The organism is Noviherbaspirillum suwonense, from assembly GCF_900182955.1.
Taxonomy (GTDB): domain Bacteria; phylum Pseudomonadota; class Gammaproteobacteria; order Burkholderiales; family Burkholderiaceae_D; genus Noviherbaspirillum_A; species Noviherbaspirillum_A suwonense.
The window spans coordinates 23886-42928 of sequence record NZ_FXUL01000027.1 but is presented as its reverse complement, the minus strand read 5'-3'; the positions used below and the strand labels follow the sequence as shown (position 1 = coordinate 42928).

Annotated in this window: 18 protein-coding genes; 7 read left to right on the top strand and 11 right to left on the bottom strand. The window is 65.9% G+C overall.

Annotation, left to right across the window (positions count from 1 at the left end; all coding sequences use genetic code 11):
• The first annotated feature begins 5 nt into the window (after window positions 1-5).
• Window positions 6-209, top strand: a complete 204-nt coding sequence (locus QOL82_RS24730) for a hypothetical protein (RefSeq protein WP_283444982.1) — start codon at window positions 6-8, stop codon at window positions 207-209.
• A gap of 674 nt (window positions 210-883) precedes the next feature.
• Here the strand turns inward: QOL82_RS24730 and QOL82_RS24725 are convergent.
• From QOL82_RS24725 to QOL82_RS24705, 5 genes are read right to left on the bottom strand one after another with little or no spacing between them, the layout of a single operon-like run.
• Window positions 884-1942 carry a branched-chain amino acid ABC transporter permease gene (locus QOL82_RS24725; protein WP_283444981.1) on the bottom strand — a complete coding sequence of 353 codons (1059 nt, stop codon included), beginning with the start codon at window positions 1940-1942 and terminating at the stop codon, window positions 884-886.
• Window positions 1939-2958, bottom strand: coding sequence for a branched-chain amino acid ABC transporter permease (locus QOL82_RS24720; RefSeq protein WP_283444980.1), 1020 nt, complete (start codon window positions 2956-2958; stop codon window positions 1939-1941). The genes QOL82_RS24725 and QOL82_RS24720 overlap by 4 nt, the downstream gene beginning before the upstream one ends.
• Before the next feature lie 14 nt (window positions 2959-2972).
• A complete protein-coding gene (locus tag QOL82_RS24715; protein ID WP_283444979.1) occupies window positions 2973-3710 on the bottom strand; it encodes an ABC transporter ATP-binding protein in 738 nt (245 codons plus the stop codon).
• Window positions 3707-4477: an ABC transporter ATP-binding protein gene (locus QOL82_RS24710; RefSeq protein ID WP_283444978.1), complete on the bottom strand. Its 771-nt coding sequence runs from the start codon at window positions 4475-4477 to the stop codon at window positions 3707-3709. Before QOL82_RS24710 ends, QOL82_RS24715 begins: the two co-directional genes overlap by 4 nt.
• 28 nt (window positions 4478-4505) lie before the next feature.
• On the bottom strand, window positions 4506-5675 hold the full coding sequence (locus tag QOL82_RS24705) for a substrate-binding domain-containing protein (protein ID WP_283444977.1): 1170 nt from the start codon (window positions 5673-5675) through the stop codon (window positions 4506-4508).
• 338 nt (window positions 5676-6013) lie between these two features.
• Between QOL82_RS24705 and QOL82_RS24700 the strand changes: the two genes are divergently transcribed.
• Both QOL82_RS24700 and QOL82_RS24695 read left to right on the top strand, forming a co-directional pair.
• Entirely contained in the window at window positions 6014-7534 is a 1521-nt protein-coding gene (locus tag QOL82_RS24700; protein WP_283444976.1) for a DNA-3-methyladenine glycosylase 2, read from the top strand.
• A complete protein-coding gene (locus QOL82_RS24695) occupies window positions 7531-8025 on the top strand; it encodes a methylated-DNA--[protein]-cysteine S-methyltransferase (protein ID WP_283444975.1) in 495 nt (164 codons plus the stop codon). Before QOL82_RS24700 ends, QOL82_RS24695 begins: the two co-directional genes overlap by 4 nt.
• Here QOL82_RS24695 and QOL82_RS24690 read toward each other — a convergent pair.
• Window positions 8022-8333, bottom strand: a complete 312-nt coding sequence (locus tag QOL82_RS24690) for a hypothetical protein (protein ID WP_283444974.1) — start codon at window positions 8331-8333, stop codon at window positions 8022-8024. The genes QOL82_RS24695 and QOL82_RS24690 overlap by 4 nt on opposite strands.
• Window positions 8334-8577: 244 nt before the next feature.
• Between QOL82_RS24690 and QOL82_RS24685 the strand changes: the two genes are divergently transcribed.
• Entirely contained in the window at window positions 8578-9495 is a 918-nt protein-coding gene (locus QOL82_RS24685) for a cation diffusion facilitator family transporter (protein WP_346772315.1), read from the top strand.
• A 178-nt stretch (window positions 9496-9673) separates the two neighbouring features.
• On the opposite strand, the gene QOL82_RS24680 is transcribed toward QOL82_RS24685, so the two are convergent.
• The 4 genes from QOL82_RS24680 to QOL82_RS24665 all read right to left on the bottom strand — a co-directional run bounded on the left by QOL82_RS24680 (window position 9674) and on the right by QOL82_RS24665 (window position 15485).
• On the bottom strand, window positions 9674-12331 hold the full coding sequence (locus tag QOL82_RS24680) for a DNA topoisomerase III (RefSeq protein ID WP_283444973.1): 2658 nt from the start codon (window positions 12329-12331) through the stop codon (window positions 9674-9676).
• Window positions 12332-12593: 262 nt separating this feature from the next.
• Window positions 12594-13070, bottom strand: a complete 477-nt coding sequence (locus QOL82_RS24675) for a Smg family protein (protein WP_283444972.1) — start codon at window positions 13068-13070, stop codon at window positions 12594-12596.
• 221 nt (window positions 13071-13291) lie between these two features.
• Window positions 13292-14395 (bottom strand): DNA-processing protein DprA, encoded by a 1104-nt coding sequence (gene dprA, locus QOL82_RS24670; protein WP_283444971.1) that lies wholly within the window; start codon window positions 14393-14395, stop codon window positions 13292-13294.
• A gap of 10 nt (window positions 14396-14405) precedes the next feature.
• Entirely contained in the window at window positions 14406-15485 is a 1080-nt protein-coding gene (locus QOL82_RS24665) for a LysM peptidoglycan-binding domain-containing protein (protein WP_283444970.1), read from the bottom strand.
• Between the two features lie 175 nt (window positions 15486-15660).
• On the opposite strand from QOL82_RS24665, the gene def reads away from it, so the two are divergent.
• Both def and fmt read left to right on the top strand, forming a co-directional pair.
• On the top strand, window positions 15661-16197 hold the full coding sequence (gene def, locus QOL82_RS24660) for a peptide deformylase (RefSeq protein WP_283444969.1): 537 nt from the start codon (window positions 15661-15663) through the stop codon (window positions 16195-16197).
• Window positions 16198-16224: 27 nt separating this feature from the next.
• Window positions 16225-17193, top strand: a complete 969-nt coding sequence (gene fmt, locus QOL82_RS24655; RefSeq protein ID WP_283444968.1) for a methionyl-tRNA formyltransferase — start codon at window positions 16225-16227, stop codon at window positions 17191-17193.
• Here the strand turns inward: fmt and QOL82_RS24650 are convergent.
• Window positions 17185-17658 carry an Lrp/AsnC family transcriptional regulator gene (locus tag QOL82_RS24650; protein ID WP_283444967.1) on the bottom strand — a complete coding sequence of 158 codons (474 nt, stop codon included), beginning with the start codon at window positions 17656-17658 and terminating at the stop codon, window positions 17185-17187. The two genes, fmt and QOL82_RS24650, sit on opposite strands and share 9 nt — an antisense overlap.
• Window positions 17659-17822: 164 nt before the next feature.
• Between QOL82_RS24650 and rocD the strand changes: the two genes are divergently transcribed.
• A complete protein-coding gene (gene rocD / locus QOL82_RS24645) occupies window positions 17823-19031 on the top strand; it encodes an ornithine--oxo-acid transaminase (RefSeq protein ID WP_283444966.1) in 1209 nt (402 codons plus the stop codon).
• Window positions 19032-19043 lie beyond the last annotated feature (12 nt).

Sequence of the window (19043 nt, the reverse complement as noted above, 5' to 3'; positions counted from 1 at the left end):
TTTTATTGGGCATGAATATGGGAATGGGTTGGGGCGTGGAGGTATCAGTTCTGGTCGCGCAGCGGCAGTTGCTGTTGACGTTCCGCGTAGCGACAGTGGCCGTTGCAGTTGGCTCCGCGCAGCGACGGTTGCAGTTGCAGTTGCAGTTGCAGTTGCCGCTGCCGCTGCCGCTGCCGCTGCTTGTGAAGTGGCCGTTGCCGTTGCAGTGAATCCCCGTTAGATGGCGACGCGTCGCCAGCGCCTGAAACGGATAAAGAAGCGTCCGCTGTCTGAGCGAAGCGAGTTTCGGACGCTTCCCGTTTCAGGTGCTGGCGGCGCGTGCAGTCCGCGCAGCGGACCGCCATCGTAGGGGTCGCCTTTTTTGCCCCACTTTTTTGGCGAAGCAAAAAAGCGGGTCGGCCGCCGGGCCGAACACCCGGCTACTCCCCACGGCAGTGAAGCCTCAATGTTTCACCCGCCAGCAGACGCAGCATCGGCGCCTTGCGCTGTGGTGCGTTCTCGTAACGTGCAGCCGCCGCAAACTGCAGAAGCGGCTTCGCGACGGTGCGCCGGCGGGCGGATGAAGCAATACCGGCTGGCCTGCCGGGCGACCTGGCCGGGTTTCGGCCCGGCAGCCGACCTACTTCTCTTGCTTCGCCAAGAGAAGTAGACAAGAGAAGGCGACCCCGGAGATGCCGCCCCGCTGCGCGGGGTGCCCACGCCGCTGGCACCGAAATCGGGAAGCGTCCGAAACTCGCTTCGCTCAGACAGCGGACGCTTCTTTATCCGATTTCGGCACCAGCGACGTGGCGTCATCAACGGGGATTCACTGCAACGGCAACGGCCACTTCACAAGCAACTGCAACTGTCGCTGCGCGGCGCTAACAGCATCAGCCTGATCGTGCTAACGAACCTTCCTCAACTTCCCGACCACCCCGGTCGGAAAGAAATACACCGATAGCACGAATAGCACCCCCAGCCACAGCAGCCAGCGATCCGGCGACAGCAGCGCCGCCAGCCACGGCAAGTCCTGCGCCGCGCCGGCACCGGCCGCCATCAAATCCTGCAGATAGCTCTGCGCAAGGATGAACAGCACCGCCCCGCAAACGGCCCCATACATCGTCCCCATCCCGCCGATGACGACGATGAGCAGGATATCGACCATGATCTCGAACGACAGCGAGGTGTCCGCGCTGTTGTAGCGCAGCCAGAGCGCCAGCAAGGCGCCCGCCAGCGTGGCGAACACCGCCGCCAGCACGTTGGACAGCGTCCGGTAGACCACGGTGCGGTAGCCTATCGCCTCGGCGCGGAAATCGTTCTCGCGGATGGCCTGCAGCACGCGGCCGAACGGCGAGTTGACGATGCGCAGCAGGGCCAGGAACAGCAGCGCGGCGGTGAAGAAGACGATGTAGTAGGTGATGAACTTGCCGTCCAGCGACGCGCCCAGGAAGCGTTCCTCGGCGAAGCGGTAGGCGGGGGACAGCAGTTCGGGCAGCTTGAAGTTCAGGCCGTCCTCGCCGCCGGTCAGGTCGGACACCTGCGAGGCCAGCGTCTGGAAGGCCGACGCCACCGCCAGCGTGATCATCGCGTAGAAAATGGCGCGCACCCGCAGCGAGAACAGGCCGATCGCAAACGACAGCGCCAGCGACAGCAGCACCGCGACCGCGACGCCGGTGCCCAGCGCGGTCCAGGTCGGTCCCATGCGGCTGCTGGCGATCGCCACGCCGTAGGCGCCGATGCCGAAGAACATGGTGTGCGCGAAGGACACGATGCCGGTGTACCCCAGCAGCAGGTCGTAGCTGGCGACCAGAACGATGAACACCAGCACCTTGGCGGCGACGTTGAGCGCTTTCGCGCCGGGGAACAGGAAAGGCGCAAAAGCCAGGCCGAGCAGGATCAGCAGCAGGATGACCGTCAGCGCCCGGCTGCGCGGCAGGTCGTGGGAAAACAGGCGGGAGATCATCGGTTGGTCACCGGGTAGAGTCCCTGCGGCCGCCACAGCAGCACCGCGGCCATCAGCAGGATGTTGGAGAACAGCGCCAGCTTGGGCGCGAGGAAGCCGGTGTAGTTGGCCAGCAGGCCGACCAGCATCGCGCCGACGAAGCAGCCGGTGGTGGAGCCGAGGCCGCCGATGATGATGACGATGAAGATCAGCACATTGACCCGCGCGCCCATCTGCGGCACCACGCCCTGCTGGTACAGGCCCCACATCACGCCGCCCAGACCGGCCAGCGCCGAGCCGGCGACGAAGACGCCGACGAACAGGCGGCGGATCCGGTAGCCCAGGCTCTCGACCATTTCCTTGTCCTGCACGCCGGCGCGGATCAGGAGGCCCAGCTTGGTCCGGTTCAGCACCAGCAGCAGCGCGACGAACACGACCAGGCCGACCGCCACCGCCAGCAGCCGGTATTTTTCAATCGCGGCGTCGCCGAACAGCAGCGCGCCGCGCAGCGCCGTGGGCACTTCCAGCGCGATCATCTGCGGGCCCCAGATCATCTTGATCAGTTCCTCGCCGACCACCATGCCGCCCATGGTGATCAGGATCTGCATCAGGTGCAGGCCGTAGACGCGGCGCACCAGCAGCCGCTCGAACAGCCAGCCGGCCGCGCCGGCCGCGACCATCGCCGCGACCATCGCCAGGCCGATCGCGGCCAGGTTCAGGCCCAGGCTGTCGGCGGTGGTCCAGGCCGGCAGCGCGCCCAGCACCGACACCGCGACGAAGGCGCCCAGCGCGATGAACACGCCGTGGCCGAAGTTGAGCACGTCCATCAGCCCGAAGATCAGCGTCAGGCCGGACGCGATGATGAAGATGATCATGCCCATCGCCAGGCCGGCTGCGGTGAGCGTGATCCAGGTGCTGCCGGAGCCGACCAGCGGCAGCGCGGCCAGCGCCAGCAGGGGCGTGAGCAGCAGCGGCGCCCAGTCGATGGCGGCGGCGCGCGGCGGCGACGCCGGGGTTTTCAGGGGAATGGCGGACATGCGGGCCTCGTTTCCTATTGATGCGCAGCCAGCGACAGCCCGAGCAGCCGCGTCTGCAGGTCCTGGTTGTCGGCCAGTTCGGCCATCGCGCCGCGATGCACGATGCGGCCGTCGTCCATCACCGCCACCGTGTCGCCGAGCTGCCTGGCAAAGTTGAAGTTCTGCTCGACCAGCAGGATGGTGGTGTCGGTATTCTTCAGTTCGCGGAAGGCGGCGATCATGTTGGCGATCATGGCCGGCGCCAGCCCCTTGCTGGGTTCGTCGATCAGGATCAGCTTCCTCGGCTCGACGATGGCGCGCGACACCGCCAGCATCTGCTTCTGGCCGCCGGAGAGCTTGCCAGCCGGGTGCAGCCAGAAGGTCTTCATCGCGGGGAAGAGGTTGAAGATCCACTCCAGCCGCGCCGCGTCGATGTCGTCCGCGCCGCGGGCGCCGCGCGCGGCCAGCACCATGTTGTCGCGCACCGACAGGTCGGCGAAGATGCCCATGCTTTCCGGCACGTAGGCAATGCCCAGGCGCGCGATCTCGGGCGTGGCCATGCCGCCGATCTCGCGGCCGTCGAACTGCACGCTGCCGGCGCTGGGCTTCCACAGGCCCATGATGGTGCGCAGGGTCGTGGTCTTGCCCGCGCCGTTGCGGCCGAGCAGCATGGTCAGCTGGCCGCGCGGCACCTCGAAGTCGACGCCATGCAGGATGTGATACGCGCCGATCCGGGTTTCCACCGCGGACAGCTTCAGCAGCGGCGCGTTCATGCGGCTTCCTCCACCGCGGCCATGCCGAGGTAGGCCTGCTGCACCACCGGCGACGCGATCACCGCTTCCGGTTCGCCGTCGGCCATCAGCGTGCCGTTATGCAGCACGATGATGCGGTCGGCCAGCTCGCGCACCACGTCCATCTTGTGCTCGACCAGCAGGATGGTCTTGCTGCGGTCTTTCTTCAGCATGCGTATCAGGTCCAGTATCACCGGCACTTCGTCGACGCTCATGCCGGCGGTCGGCTCGTCGAACATGTAGACCACCGGGTCCAGCGCCATCAGCAGGCCGACTTCCAGCTTGCGCTGGTCGCCGTGCGGCAGCAGCGCCGCCACCGTGTCCCGCCGGCCGGCCAGCGCGACGCTTTCCAGCACGGCGTCGGCGCGCGCGACCAGGTCCTTGTGGTCGCTCCAGACATGCCAGAGGTCCAGCCCCAGCCGCTTCCTCGACTGCAGCGCCAGCCGCACGTTCTCCATCACGGTGAGGCCGGGGAAAAGGCTGGTCAGCTGGAACGCGCGGCCGAGGCCCGCATGGCAGCGCGCCGACGCGGGCAGGGCGCTGATGTCGCGGCCGTCGAGCAGCACGCTGCCGGCGCTGGGTTTCAGCTGGCCCGAGATCAGGTTGAAGTAAGTCGTCTTGCCCGCGCCGTTCGGCCCGACGATGGCCGTCAGCGTGCCGGCCTGGTAGGCGCATGACACCGCGTTGACGGCCACGTGGCCGCCAAAGCGTATCGTCAGGTCGCGGGTTTCCAGCGAAGGCGATGTCATGCCGTCTGCTCCTGCAGGATGTGTAAGGTCAGCGCTTGTTGCGGATAGGGATCTGCATCTCTTCCGGCTTGATCTCGCGCACCAGCTCCGGCACGCCCCAGGCGAACGCCGGGTCGACCTTGATCTTGAAGTGGTACATCGACTGCATCGCCTGGTGGTCTTCCTTGCGGAAGGTCATCTTGCCCTTGGGCGACTCGAAGCTCATGCCTTCCATCGCCGAGATCAGCTTCTCCGTGTCGGTCGCGCCGCCGGTCTTCTTCAGCGCCTCGACCAGCGCAATGCCGGCCGACATGCCGCCGGCGGTGAAGAAATCGGGCGGCTGCTTGTAGCGCTTGTAATGCTCGGACACCAGCCAGTTGTTGACCGGGTTTTTCGGGATGCCGAAGTAATAATAGGCCGCGCCTTCCATGCCGGGGAAGTTCTTGTACGCGGTCATCGCCGGCAGGATGTTGCCGCCGGTGGCGATCTCGATGCCGTAGCGTTTCGGATCGAGGTCGGCGATCTTGAACGGATTGCCGCCGGCCCAGATGATGAAGATGATCTTGCGGCCCGGCTTGTCCTTCAGCGAATCGAACAGCCGTTGCGCGCCGGCGGTGAAGTCGGTCGTGGTGCCGGGCAGGTATTCCTCGTGCGCCAGCTTGGCTTTCTTCAGCGCGTCCTTGAAGGCCTTCACGCCGTCGCGGCCGAAGGCATTGTCCTGCGCCATGGTGGCGATGGTGACGCCTTCCTTGTCCAGCGCGACCGCGTTGGAGATCGCATCCTGCGACGAATTGCGGCCGGTGCGGAAGATGTAGCGGTTCCATTTCTCGCCGGTGATGGCGTCGGCCACGGCCGGCTCCACCAGCAGGATCTTCTTGTATTCCTCGGCCACCGGCAGCATCGCCAGCGCGGCGCCGGAACTGGTCGGGCCGACCGCGATGTCGGCGCGGTCGTCGGCGTAGGCGGCGGCCAGCTGCGACTTGGCGACGTCCGGCTTGCCCTGGTTGTCCTTCTCGATCACGACCAGCTTGTTGCCGTTGACGGTCATGGTGCCGCCGGTCGCATAATCCAGCCCCATCATCAGGCCGGCCTGGGTCTGCTTCGCATAGGCTTCCAGCGGGCCGGTCTTGTCGTACACGTGGGCTATGCGGATGTCCTTGGCGCCGGCCGCGCCGCATGCCAGCAGGGCCGCGGCCGCGGCGATCAGGTGATATTTCATTGTCTCTTCCTCTTGTCGTTGATCTTGTCGTTTATCTTGTATTTTTGAAACGCTTTCGCGAGATTACTCCAAAGACACGGTGCGGGGTAAGGTAGTAGAAATACGTGTACCCGATGGGCGGGCAAGGCGAAACCGGATCGAAGCGGCAAGTGCGCCGCTACAAGCGTAAAACACCTTCGAAGATCCTGCGGCGAATGAGGCCGCGGACAGCCCGATCCGGCATGCGCCTGGCCGGCATCCGCTGCCGGTCAGGCCCGTCCGGCGAACGCCGGCAACCCGCCAACCTGCCGTCCGAAAACGGCTAGACGCGTCCCGGCGCCGCGCGTATAAACAGTCCCATGCAAGCCGCCACCGACAACCATCCCGACCCCGACAGCTGCTACCGCGCGCTGCTGGCGCGCGACGCCCGCTTCGACGGACTCTTCTTCACCGGGGTCAAGACCACCGGCATCTACTGCCGCCCGGTCTGCGCCGTGCGCGCGCCGCGCCGGTCGTCCTGCGTCTTCTTCAGTTCGGCCGCGGCGGCCGAGGCGGCCGGGTTCCGCCCCTGCCTGCGCTGCCGGCCCGAACTGGCGCCGTATGCGCTGCAGCAGAACCTGGCGTTCGCGGTCTGGCAGCGCATCGCCGCGGGCGCGCTGAATGAAGCGGATGGCGACGATGCCGGCGCGGGCGGTCCGCTGGAACGGCTCGCGAGCGAGATCGGCCTGTCGTCGCGGCAGGTGCGCCGGGTGCTGCTCGCCCACTTCGGCGTCACGCCGGTGGAGCTTGCGCAGACCCAGCGGCTGCTGTTCGCCAAGAAGCTGCTGCAGGAAACCGCGCTGCCGATGCCGGACGTGGCCTATGCCGCCGGCTTTCGCAGCGTGCGCCGCTTCAATGCGCTGTTCGCGAGCCGCTACCGGATGGCGCCGGGCGTGCTGCGGCGCACGGGCGGCGACGATGCCGCGGGCGGCGCGCTGACGATACGGCTGGCCTACCGTCCGCCGTATGCGTGGACGCAGATCATGCGCTACCTTGCGACACGCGCGATCCCCGGCGTGGAAGCGGTGGAGGAGCATGGCGGCGAACTGCGCTATGTGCGCAGCGTGCGGCTGGGCGGCGTCGAAGGCTGGCTGCGCGTGTCGCACCTGCCCGGGCGCAGCCAGGTCAGCCTGGAAGCGTCCGGCAGCCTGGCGCCGCTGCTGATGCCGCTGGCGGCCAGGGTGCGCAGCCAGTTCGACCTCGACGCCAATCCCGCCGCGATCGAAGCGCATCTCGGCCGGGACGAACTGCTTGCGGCGGCGATCGGCCGGGCGCCCGGCCTGCGCGTGCCCGGCGCATTCGAGCCATTCGAACTGGCGGTGCGCGCGGTGCTGGGCCAGCAGATCAGCGTGGCCGGCGCCACCACGCTCGCGGGCCGGCTGGCCGCGCGCTTCGGCAGGCCGGCCGAAACGCCCAGCGCCAGGGCGATGCTGCACTTCCCGGCGCCGGAGGACATGGCCGCACTGCCGGTCGAAACGCTGGCCCAGATCGGCCTGCCGCGCGCACGCGCGGCGGCGCTGGTCGCGCTGGCGCGCTTTGCGGCCGACGGCGGGCTGCGCTTCGCGCCGGGTGCGGGCCTGGAGGAAACGGTGGCGCGGCTCAAAACCGTGCCCGGCATCGGCGAGTGGACCGCGCAATACATCGCGCTGCGCGCGCTGCGCTTTCCCGACGCCTTCCCGGCCGGCGACCTAGGCCTGCAGAAAGCGGCGTCGGGCACGCCGGGCGGACGCCTGGATGAACGCGGCCTGCAGGCGCGGGCGGCGAACTGGGCGCCTTGGCGCGCCTATGCGGCCGTGCTGCTGTGGCACGGACCGGCAAACACCACGGAGGAACAGACATGATCCATTACCGCATGCTTGAAAGCCCGCTCGGCACTTTGCTACTGGCGGCGAGCGAGCAGGGCCTGTGCGGCCTGTATTTCGACCAGCACCGGCATTTCAAGGGGCCGCAGGGATGGCTGCTGTCGGACGACCAGCCGCACCTGCAGCGCGCCGCGGCGCATCTGAATGAGTATTTCGATGGACGGAGAAAGATATTCGACCTGCCGCTGGACCTGAAGGGAACGCCGTTCCAGCGCAAGGTATGGGAACAGCTGTCGCGGGTGCCGTATGGCGCGACCGCCAGCTACCTGGAGCATGCGCGGGCCGCCGGCGCAGGCCATGCGGTGCGCGCGGTCGGCACGGCGATAGGGCGCAACCCCGTTTCCATCATCGTTCCATGCCACCGTATCGTGGCTGGCGACGGCGCCCTGACGGGCTACGCCGGTGGACTCGAACGCAAGCGTTACCTGCTTGCGTTCGAATCGGCCATGCCGGAAGCGAAGGCAGCTTAACGGCTCATCGTGCCGGTGCCGGTACCGGTTCCCATGCCGGTGCCGCCCATGCCGCCGGTCGGCGTGGCCGAGTTGGGGTCGGCAGGCGTGCCGGCGGTGCCCTTGGAGCCGGGCATGGTGGACGTGCCAGGGGCCGTATAAGCGCCCGAGGTGGTCTGCGCGCGGTTGGCGCCCGCGGTGCCGCCGCTGCCGGTGGCGCCCATGCTGGAGGCGCCGGCGCCGGACGTGCCCATCCGTGACGATGAATCCATGCCGCTACAGGCGCTGAGCGCTGCCACGCAGAGGGCGGAAAGAATCAGTTTTTTCATCTTGTGCTCCTTTAATCGTTATCGTTAAGGACGGCCATCTTCGGCTCGCCGGTTCGTTTTCTGTTGCCACTACGGATAGACGACTGGCGGAAAAGCGAAGTTCCGGCGGCCGGCTCTGCAGCCGGCCGCTTGCTTGATGGGAATCAACCGGTCAAAATTTCATTGCACGAACGCCTACATCGCGTGGATCAATACCGCCGGTCCAAATGCCCGTTAAGGTGATGCTTTCACTGAAGACGACATCGTGGCTACCAAGGAAACATCGACCAGGCCGATCTATTACGCGCTGGGCGCCAATGGCGGCATTGCCGCCGCCAAGTTTGCCGCGGCATTCTTCACCGGTTCGGGCGCGATGCTGGCCGAAGCCATCCACTCGCTCGCCGACTGCACCAACCAGCTGTTCCTGCTGCGCGGACTGAAAGAGGCGAAGAAGCCGCCCGACGAGTCGCACCCGATGGGCTACGGCCGGGTGGTCTATTTCTGGGCAATGATGGTTGCGCTGCTGCTGTTCTTCCTCGGCGGCGCCTTCTCGGTGCTGCAGGGCGTCGAGCGCTTCAGCAAGCCAGAGCCGCTCGAGAACGTGATGATCGCGCTTGGCGTGCTCGGCATTTCCGTGGTGCTGGAAAGCTTCTCGCTGTATGGCGCGATGAAGGAGATCCGCAAGACGTCGGGCGGCAAGCCCTTCTTCAAGTGGTTCCGCGAAACCCGGCAGTCCGAACTGCTGGTGGTGGCGGGCGAGGATATTGCCGCGCTGTGCGGCCTGACGCTGGCCTTCATCGCGGTGCTGCTCGCCGTCGTGACGGGCAACCCGATATGGGACGCGATCGGCACCATCGCGGTCGGCGTGCTGCTGATGGTGGTCGCGGTCTTCGTCATGCACGAGGTCAAGGGCATGATCACCGGCGAGTCGGCCGCACCCGAGGTGCATGCGGCCATCAAGGCGCATATCCTGGCGCGGCCGGAGGTGGACCGGGTGATCCACCTGATCACCGTGCAATGGGGCGCGCAGCTGATGGTCGCGGTGCAGGCGCGCATGCATGCGCAGCCCAGCGACCATGCGCTGGTCGACGCCATCAATGCAGTCGAGGAAACCATACAGCAGCGCTGGCCGCAGGTGAAATGGTGCTTTTTCGAGCCGGACTTCGATCCGGGCACGGATTGATGCAGTGGGGATCGATGCAGTGGCCGGCGCATCACGCCGGACAGGACATGCGGCGTGATGTCCGCAGCATCAGGCGGCTCCGCGGCGCGGGATGCGCTGCCGGCTGCCCCATCCCGCGAAGGCGGCAGCCGCCTTCGCGGATCGCGCGCCGCGGTTAAACCCGCAGCCCGCCGCTCGGTTAGGCCGCCTTCTTCACCGCCGGCCGCTTCACCGCGGCCTTCTTCGCGACCGCTTTTTTCGCCGCCGCTTTCTTCGCTACCGGGCGGGCCGCGGTTTTCTTCGCCGCGACGGCGACTGCCGGCGCCTCGTCTGACGCATCGGCCTCCGGCTTGCCCTTGGCCGGCGCCTTGGCCTTGCGCTCCTCGAACTCGAAGCTGACCTTGCCGTCCTTGGCGCGCACCAGGTAAGCCTTGAACGGGCGGCGCGTGCGCTGCGACACGAAGCCCGGCATCAGGTCGGTCTTGCCCTCGTTGAGCAGCTTGGCCATCTGCTCGGGCAGGATCTCCTGTTGCAGGATGATGCGGCCGCTGCGGAAGTCGCAGGTCTTGGGCTTGGCCACGCTGTGTTCGCAGACATAAGCCAGGCCCATCTCGTAGACGCCGGCATTGCACTTCGGGCACGGGCCGAGCGCGGTCTGCCCGGTGAAGTCGACGCCTTCGCCGTCTTCGCCTTCGCCGTCGTTCTGGCCGAAGTCGAACTCGAGCTTGAAGTTCTTGATCTCCTCGTCGCGCACGATCCTGAGGATGGCCGCGAACGGCCGGCCCATCTTCGAGCGGAAGCCCTGCAGCGGGCCGATGGTGCGGCGCGCCAGCAGTTCCTCGACTTCGGGTATCTCGAACTGGCGGCTGCCCGGCGTCTTGCTCATCGAGAAGTCGCAGTTGGTGCAGGCAAAGCGGCGGTAGTTTTCCTTCACGACCGAGCCGCAGTTCGGGCAGGGCGTGTTCAGCGTCGCATACTCGCCGGGAATGGTGTCGTTGTTATATTCCTTCGCGCGCTTGACGATCACTTCCGTCATCGCCTCGATCTCGCGCATGAATTCCTCGCGGCTGATGCGGCCACGCTCCATCTGCGACAGCTTGTATTCCCATTCGCCGGTCAGTTCGGGCGCGGTGAGCTCGTTCACGCCAAGGCCGCGCAGCAGCGTCATCAGCTGGAAAGCCTTGGCCGTGGGGATGATCTCGCGGCCTTCGCGCAGCAGGTATTTCTCGTTCAGCAGGCCCTCGATGATGGCCGCGCGCGTGGCCGGCGTGCCGAGACCCTTGCCCGCCATCGCGTCGCGCAGCTCTTCCGAGTCGAGCAGCTTGCCCGCGCCTTCCATGGCCGACAGCAGCGTCGCCTCGGTATAGCGGGCCGGCGGCTTGGTCACCAGCGCGATGGTGTCGACCTTGTCGGTCCTGACCTGTTCGCCCTTGGCGACCGGCACCAGGATGCGGTCGTTGCCTTCCTTGGCTGACGGTTCGGCGCTTGCGACTTCGCGTCCGTACACCGCGAGCCAGCCGGGATTGGTCATCACCTTGCCGTCGCTGCGGAACTGGTGGCCTTCGACCTCGGTATAACGGGTCGTCACCTGGAACTCGGCGGCCGGGAAGAAGATCGCCATGAAGCGGCGGGTCACCAGGTCGTAGAGCTTCTGTTCGGGCTCCGACAGGTTCTTCGGCGCCTGCGTGGTCGGGATGATCGCGAAGTGGTCGCTGATCTTCGTGTTGTCGAAGATGCGCTTGTTCGGCTTGACCCAGTTGCTCTTCAGGATCTGCTTGGCGAACTGGTGATAGTTGTTGTTCTCGGCGATCGTTTCCAGCGTTTCCTTCACCGTGCCCAGATAGTCTTCGGGCAGGTGGCGCGAATCGGTACGCGGATAGGTCAGCACCTTGTGCTTTTCATACAGCGCCTGCGCCAGGCCCAGCGTGTTCTTCGCCGAAAAGCCGAAGCGGGCGTTGGCCTCGCGCTGCAGGCTGGTCAGGTCGAACAGCGCGGGCGCCATCGACGTGGTCGGCTTCGATTCCTCGGTGACGCGGCCCGGCTTGCCGCGGCAGGCGGCGACGATGGCGTCGGCGTCGGCGCGGTTCCACAGCCGCTCGGCCCGTTTCTCCGGGTCGTTCTCGTCGCGCTTGTGCTTGGTGTCGAGCCAGCGGCCTTCATAGGCGCCGGCGGCGCAGCCGAATTCGGCGCGCACTTCCCAGTAGTCGCGCGGCACGAACTTCTTGATCTTCTCTTCGCGCTCGACCACGATGGACAGCGTCGGCGTCTGCACCCGTCCGACCGTGGTCAGGTAGAAGCCGCCTTCCTTCGAGTTGAACGCGGTCATCGCACGGGTGCCGTTGATGCCGATCAGCCAGTCGGCTTCGCTGCGGCAGCGGGCCGCGTCGGCCAGCGGCAGCATTTCCTTGTCCTCGCGCAGGTGGCCGAAGGCTTCGCGGATCGCGCCCGGCGTCATCGACTGCAGCCACAGCCGCTTGATCGGCTGCTTGGCCTTCGCATACTGGGCAATGAGCCGGAAGATCAGCTCGCCTTCGCGCCCGGCGTCGCAGGCATTGATCAGCATGCCGACATCCTTGCGCTTGATCAGCCGGTTCAGCACCTTCAGGCGCGACTCGGTCTTGGCGATCGGATTCAGGTCGAAGTGCGGCGGGATCATCGGCAGGTGCGCGAACGACCACTTGCCGCGCTTGACGTCGTATTCTTCCGGCACGGTAATCTCGACCAGGTGGCCGACCGCGGAGGACAGCACGTACTGGTCGGATTCGAAGTACTCATCGTGCCTCGTAAAGCCGCCAAGCGTCTTCGCGATGTCGTTCGCGACAGATGGCTTCTCGGCGATGATGAGGGTCTTGGTCATGGAAATGGGTCTCGCAATGGGCGCGCCAGGCGCGCTGAAGCCTGCATAGTACAGGGATTATTTACGCCGCCGCCAGACGCTTGCCTGGATGCATTGTGTCGCGGGGAAGCAGCGTGACCCGCAGCGGCGGCGTGTTCGCGGCAAATGATAAGCGCGTTGGATCGCATATCGCAAGCCGGCCGCGCCAATGAAAAAGCCGCGCTGGCGCGGCTTGCTGCTGCCGGCCGCTGACGCTGGCCGGACCATTTTCCCGACGTGTTGCTTAATGCAGCTGTCGGGTCTGCACGTCGTCGTCGTCCAGGAACAGCTCGTCGAACATCAGTCCGTCCGGCTCCTTGCCCTGGCTCCACAGCACCATCAGCACGATGACCTTCAGCTTGTCCAGCGAGATCTGCGTATCGCTTGCCGCCAGCGCGCGCTCGACCACGATCTCGCGCTGCAGCGGGTTGATGACCCTGGCCGACTCGAGGAACTGGATGAAGCCGATTGCGGCCGTGCCCAGCACGTCGAATTCCCGGTCCACGTAAATACGGAAGCCCGACGAGAAGCTGGTCTGCTGCGGATGCAGCATCGAGAACTCGTTGGTGGTTTCGGCAAGGTCGGTCAGCCAGCCCAGCGCCTTCGAAATCTCGTCTTCCTCGAAGCCGACCGCGGACAGTTTCTTCACGAGCGCTTCCGAATCCGGGCAGGCGTCGGGCCGGTAATAGGTTTCGTAAAGATAAACAAGGACATCAAACATGGGTTTTACTGTAAGGGTAAGGTGTTCTGCGTTACAAGCAACTGAGCGATAAACGAACTTTCAGTTCGGACTTTCAGTTGCAAAATTGTGACACTTGCTTGATTCAGAGCCGATCGTAAAACCTGTTAGCTTATGGAAATCGGGAAATCGTCCAAAACACCGAAGACTTTGAACCGATTGTAAAGGGGGATGAGTTATGGCAATGCGAACGCCGTCAAGTTTCAACCCGATCGCCGCACCATGCCGCCCGTCAGCATTTCAATCTGTCCATCGAGTTCCAGCGTGAGCAACTGTGCGCTCATTGTAGCGGTATCGAGCCCGGCCCGAGCGGCAAGCACATTCAGGCTGACCGGATCATAGCCGATTATTTTTAAAAGGTCGTTGTCGGGATGGTCAGAGAACGGCAACGGCGCCGATTTTCCCGGCGCATAGGTGTGCGATTGCAGGCCAGGGAAATCATTGAGGATGTCATGGGCATTCTCGACCAGCCGCGCGCCCTGGCGGATCAGGTCATGGCAGCCGCGCGCCAGCGGCGACTGGATCGACCCCGGGATCGCATACACGTCGCGTCCCTGTTCCGCTGCAAGCCGTGCGGTGATCAGCGAGCCGGATTGCGCCGCCGCCTCGACGACCAGCGTGCCGCGCGACAGGCCGCTGATGATCCGGTTGCGGCGCGGGAAGTTGGCCGGCAGCGCGGGCGTGCCCAATGCATATTCGCTGACGATGCATCCCTGTTCGGCAACGCGGTGCGCAAGCGCATGGTTGCGCGCCGGATAAACGATGTCGGCGCCGGTGCCGATCACCGCGACGGTCGCGCCGCCGTCCAGCAATGCGCCTTCGTGCGCAGCGGTGTCGATGCCCAGCGCCAGCCCCGACACGATGGTCAGCCCGGCGGCCGACAGGGCCTGCGCGAACTGGCGCGCATGGGCGGCGCCCTGGGCGCTGGCATTGCGGCTGCCGACCACCGCCAGCGACGGCTGGTTCAGCAGCGCGATGCGGCCCTTGGCATACAGCAGCAGCGGCGGGTCGGGGATTTCGAGCAGCAGCTGCGGATAGGTTTCATCGGCCAGCAGCAGCAGGTGATTGCCGTCCAGCGCCGCCCAGGCCAGGGTGAGTTCGATCAGCGCAAGCATGGCGGCGGAGGGCGGTGCCAGCAGCTTGCCGGCCAGCTTGTCGCCGACCATGCCGCGCAGTTGCGTGGGGTCGGCATCGAACACGGCCTCGGGCGAGCCGAATGCGCTCAGCAGCCGGTGCGCCGTCATGAAGCCCAGGCCCGGCGTCTGCTCCAGTCTTAGCCATGCAGCCAGCTGGCTGGTGTCGGCCATGGCGCGCCGCCTATTCCGGTGATCGTGCTACGTCGCCAACCTTGACCGGATCGGTAACCTGCATTACCAGCCCATAAGACACATTATTAAAAGTCCGGAAAACGAACACGGCGCCATAGCGTTCATCCGGCAGCTTGACCGGCTCGTTGCCGGCCGCGCGGTCGGGCACGGTGCGGCCGAAGTGGTACAGCTCCAGCACGCTGCCGGTGTCCAGGCCCTGCTCGCGGCCCCGGTTGATCGTCACCACCTCGTTCTGCCCGGCATTGGCCACGCCGCCATAGACCGACATCACGCGCCCGCGGACCTCGACCGGCGGGAGGTGCGGCACATAGTTGACGATGGGCGTGGGCGGCAACGGCACCAGCTGCGCGCCCGGGCCGATTTCGCGAACCGACGTGGTGACGACGAAGCTGTGGGCTTCATTGTCCGCCTGGGCGGCGCGCGTCAGCTTCACGATGCCGAGATAGGCTGCCTCGTAGCCGAGGACCGCGCCGGTGTCGGGATCCCGCAGCGGCTGGCTGGGCTGGTACACCTGGAATTCGGTCGCGCCGTTGAGCGCACCGCGCACATAGACCTTGTCGCCCTTGCCGACGTTGACATGGCCTTCGCCGCCCTGGATCACGCGCGGCGCGCTCAGCAGCGCGCTTTCCTCTATCAGCAGCGGCTGCGTCAGGAAGGGTTCGATCGCACTGGCGGGGATGGCCGGGATCGCGTCCCTGCCCATGCCCTCGATGCGCGTCTGCGGCGACAGGCGCACCGTGGGCAGGCCGTCGCCGCTGCTTCCGACGCCGCGGCCGAGGCGCAGGCGGCCGCTGGCGCGGTCGAAATAGACGACCTGGCCCGGATAGATCCAGTGCGGATTGGCGATCTGGTCGCGGTTCAGGCCCCAGACCTGCGGCCAGCACCACGGATGTTGCAAAAATCGCCCGGAAATGCTCCACAGCGTGTCGCCGCGCACCACCTGGTGCTGATCGGGCGCATTTGCCAGGAACTGGCAATTTGCCGCGGCGCGGGTGTCGGCAGGCGCAGCGGCGGAGGCAGTGGTGCAGGCAAGCGCGAACAGCAGGCCGGCTGTGCTAAACTTTTTCATGGTTTTTCCGGTGGGTACGGCGTAGCGATGCAACTCGTTTTATCGGCCGTGTATCGTCAGACCGTAGGGCAACAATGTTAAATGTTGCCGTAGTGAATCAAATTCTGCCTTCAATCGCTTGAACTGGCAAGAAAAACCACCATCTATTCTTCCCTTATCGTTGCGCAAACGTCGTATGTCCCTACTACCTATTCTCCGTTATCCAGATCCACGCCTGCACAAGGTCGCAAAGCCAGTCACCGTATTCGATAACCGGCTTAAGAAGCTTGCTGCGGATATGGCCGAGACCATGTATGAGGCACCCGGCGTCGGTCTCGCTGCGAGCCAGGTCGATGTGCATGAACAGCTGATCGTGATCGACACCTCGGAAACGCATGACGACCTGCAGGTGTTCATCAACCCTGAAATCACCTGGGCCAGCCCTGAACGCCAGGTCTACGACGAGGGCTGCCTGTCGGTGCCGGGGATATACGATGGCGTCGAACGCCCGGCGCGTGTGAAGGTACGCGCACTCGACCTTGAAGGCAAGCGCTTTGAAGTCGAGGCCGAAGGCCTGTTGGCTGTCTGCATACAGCACGAGATGGACCACCTGAAAGGCAAGGTGTTCGTCGAGTACCTGTCACCGCTCAAGCGCAACCGGATCAAGACCCGGATGCTGAAGGAAGAGCGCGAACTGCGGCGCGAGCAGCTGAAGGTTGCCGGCGGCAGGTAGCCCCGGCCGCGCGCTACAATCGCGGCCATGAAAATCATCTACGCGGGCACGCCCGACTTCGCCGCCGCCGCCCTCCGGTCCCTGCATGAAGCCGGGCATGACATCGTCCTGGTGCTGACGCAGCCCGACCGGCCCGCCGGACGCGGCATGCAGCTGCAGGCATCCGCCGTCAAGCAGTACGCGCAACAGCACGGGATGCCCGTGGCGCAGCCGGTGTCGCTGCGGCTGGAAGGCAAGTACCCGGATGTCGCGCGCCAGGCGCACGAACTGCTCGATGCCACGCCGCATGACGTGATGGTGGTCGCGGCCTATGGCCTGATCCTGCCGCCGTCCGTGCTGGCGATCCCGCCGCTGGGTTGCCTGAACATCCATGCATCGCTGCTGCCGCGCTGGCGCGGCGCCGCGCCCATCCACCGGGCGATCGAGGCCGGCGACGACCAGACCGGCATCACCATCATGCAGATGGACGAGGGCCTCGACACCGGCCCGATGCTGCTGCGGCAGGAACTGGCGATCGCTGCCGACGACACCAGCGGCAGCCTGCATGACAGCCTGGCCAGCCTTGGCGCGTCGATGATCGTCGATGCGCTGCGCCGGCTGGAAGCGGGCGCGCTGCCGGCGCAGCCGCAGCCGGAACAGGGCGTGACCTACGCGGCGAAAATCACCAAGGAAGAAGCGGCGCTCGACTTCCGGGAGCCGGCCGCCGTGCTGGAACGAAAGATCCGCGCGTTCAATCCGTTCCCGGGCGCGACCGCCCGTTTCAACGGCGTGCCGCTGAAGATCTGGGCGGCGAAGGCAGAGCCCGATGACCGCCCGGCCGGCCAGCCGGGCGCCGTGCTGGCAGCCGATGCCGGCCATGACGTGCTGGTCGCCTGCGGCGCCGGCGCGCTGCGGATCGCGCAGCTGCAGAAGCCCGGCGGGAAACGCCTGGGTGCGGAAGCCTTCCTGCAGGGCTTTCCGATGCAGGGCGGCGCGTTCGAGCTGCCGTCAGGCTGACGGCGGCAGGGGCAGCGGGCTGGCCGGCTTGACTTCCTCTAGGCAGATCATCGACCGCAGCCGCGCAACGCCGGGAACCTGCATCAGCCGGTCGGTCAGGAAAGCGGAAAACGCGCGCAGGTCGGTCGCCACCACCTTGAGCAGGTAATCGAAGTCGCCGGAAATCGTGTAGCACTCCAGGATCTCCGGGAAATCGCGGATGACCTTTTCCAGCTCGCGCACATTCTTGAACTGCTCGCGGTCTATGGTCAGGCTGACGAAGGCCACCACGTCCAGGCCCAGGCTGGACGGCAGCAGCTGCGCGCTATAGCCGCGGATGATGCCGTCGATTTCGAGCCTGCGCACGCGGCGGTAGCACTGCGGCGCGGACAGGCTGGCCTGTTCGGATAGCTCCACGTTGGATGCGCGGCCGTTTTTCTGCAATGTCGTCAAGAGTATGCGGTCGTATCGGTCGAGCTTTTCCATTTGGTCTCTCCGGCTGGTTGATGCATAAACGATCCTTTCATGACTCGGCTGTTCCATGCCTGATAAAGCACAAAACTTTCGTGCATTCAGGACTACCATGAGGAACGGACTCGCTGCCCGATCCGCTGCCGGTCCGCTGCCCGGTCCGTTATCGGAGAAGCATCATGGAACAGCTGATCGCACTCGAAAAAAGGGTGTGCGCGAATAATTACGACCCATTGCCGGTGGTGCTGCGCAGCGGCGCCGGCGCATGGCTGACCGACATCCACGGCAAGCGCTATCTCGACCTGATGTCGGCCTATTCGGCAACCAGCTTCGGCCACGGCCATCCGCGCCTGCTGGCCGCGCTGACCGAACAGGCGCAAAGGCTGGCAATGACCTCCCGCGCCTACTACACCGACCGGCTGGGTCCTTTCCTGTCAAGGCTGTGCGAGATGACCCGCATGGACCGTGCATTGCCGATGAATACCGGCGCCGAGGCGGTCGAGACCGCGTTGAAGGCAGCCCGCAAGTGGGCGTACGAGGTCAAGGGCGTTGCGCCGGACCGGGCGCAGATCGTCGTCTGCGCCGGCAACTTCGCCGGCCGCACCACGACCATCGTCGGCTTTTCCTCGGAAGCGCAGTACCGCGCCGGCTTCGGCCCGTTCGCGCCGGGTTTTGTCACCGTGCCCTTCGGCGACGCCGCCGCGCTGGAGGCCGCGATCACGCCCGACACCGCCGCCTTCCTGGTCGAGCCGATACAGGGCGAGGGCGGCATCGTCGTGCCGCCCGACGGCTACCTGGCGCAATGCCGCGCCATCTGCACGCGCCACGATGTGCTGCTGATCTGCGACGAGGTCCAGACCGGCCTCGGGCGCACCGGCCGGCTGCTCGCCTGCGACCACGACGGCATCCGTCCGGACGGGCTGGTGCTGGGGAAAGCGCTGGGCGGCGGCCTGCTGCCGGTATCGGCATTCCTGGCGCGCGACGATGTGATGGCCGTGTTCCGGCCGGGCGACCATGGCAGCACCTTCGGCGGCAATCCGCTTGCCTGCGCGGTCGGCCTGGCGGCGCTGGACCTGCTGGAGGAAGAACGCCTGGCGCAGCGCGCACAGGCCCTGGGCGCGCTGCTGATGGCGGAACTGCGCGCGCTCCGGCATCCGGCCATCCGCGAGATACGGGGCAGGGGATTGCTGATCGGCATGGAGCTTGATCCGGCACAGGTGTCCGCCCGCGTGTTCTGCGAACGGCTGATGCATCGCGGCATCCTGAGCAAGGACACGCATGGCACCGTCGTGCGGCTGGCGCCGCCGCTGATCATCAGTGAACAGGAAATCGGTATTGCAGTGGTCGCCATCGCCGCCATCTTGCAGGACATCGGCATTGCGGCCTGAACACGGTCCAAT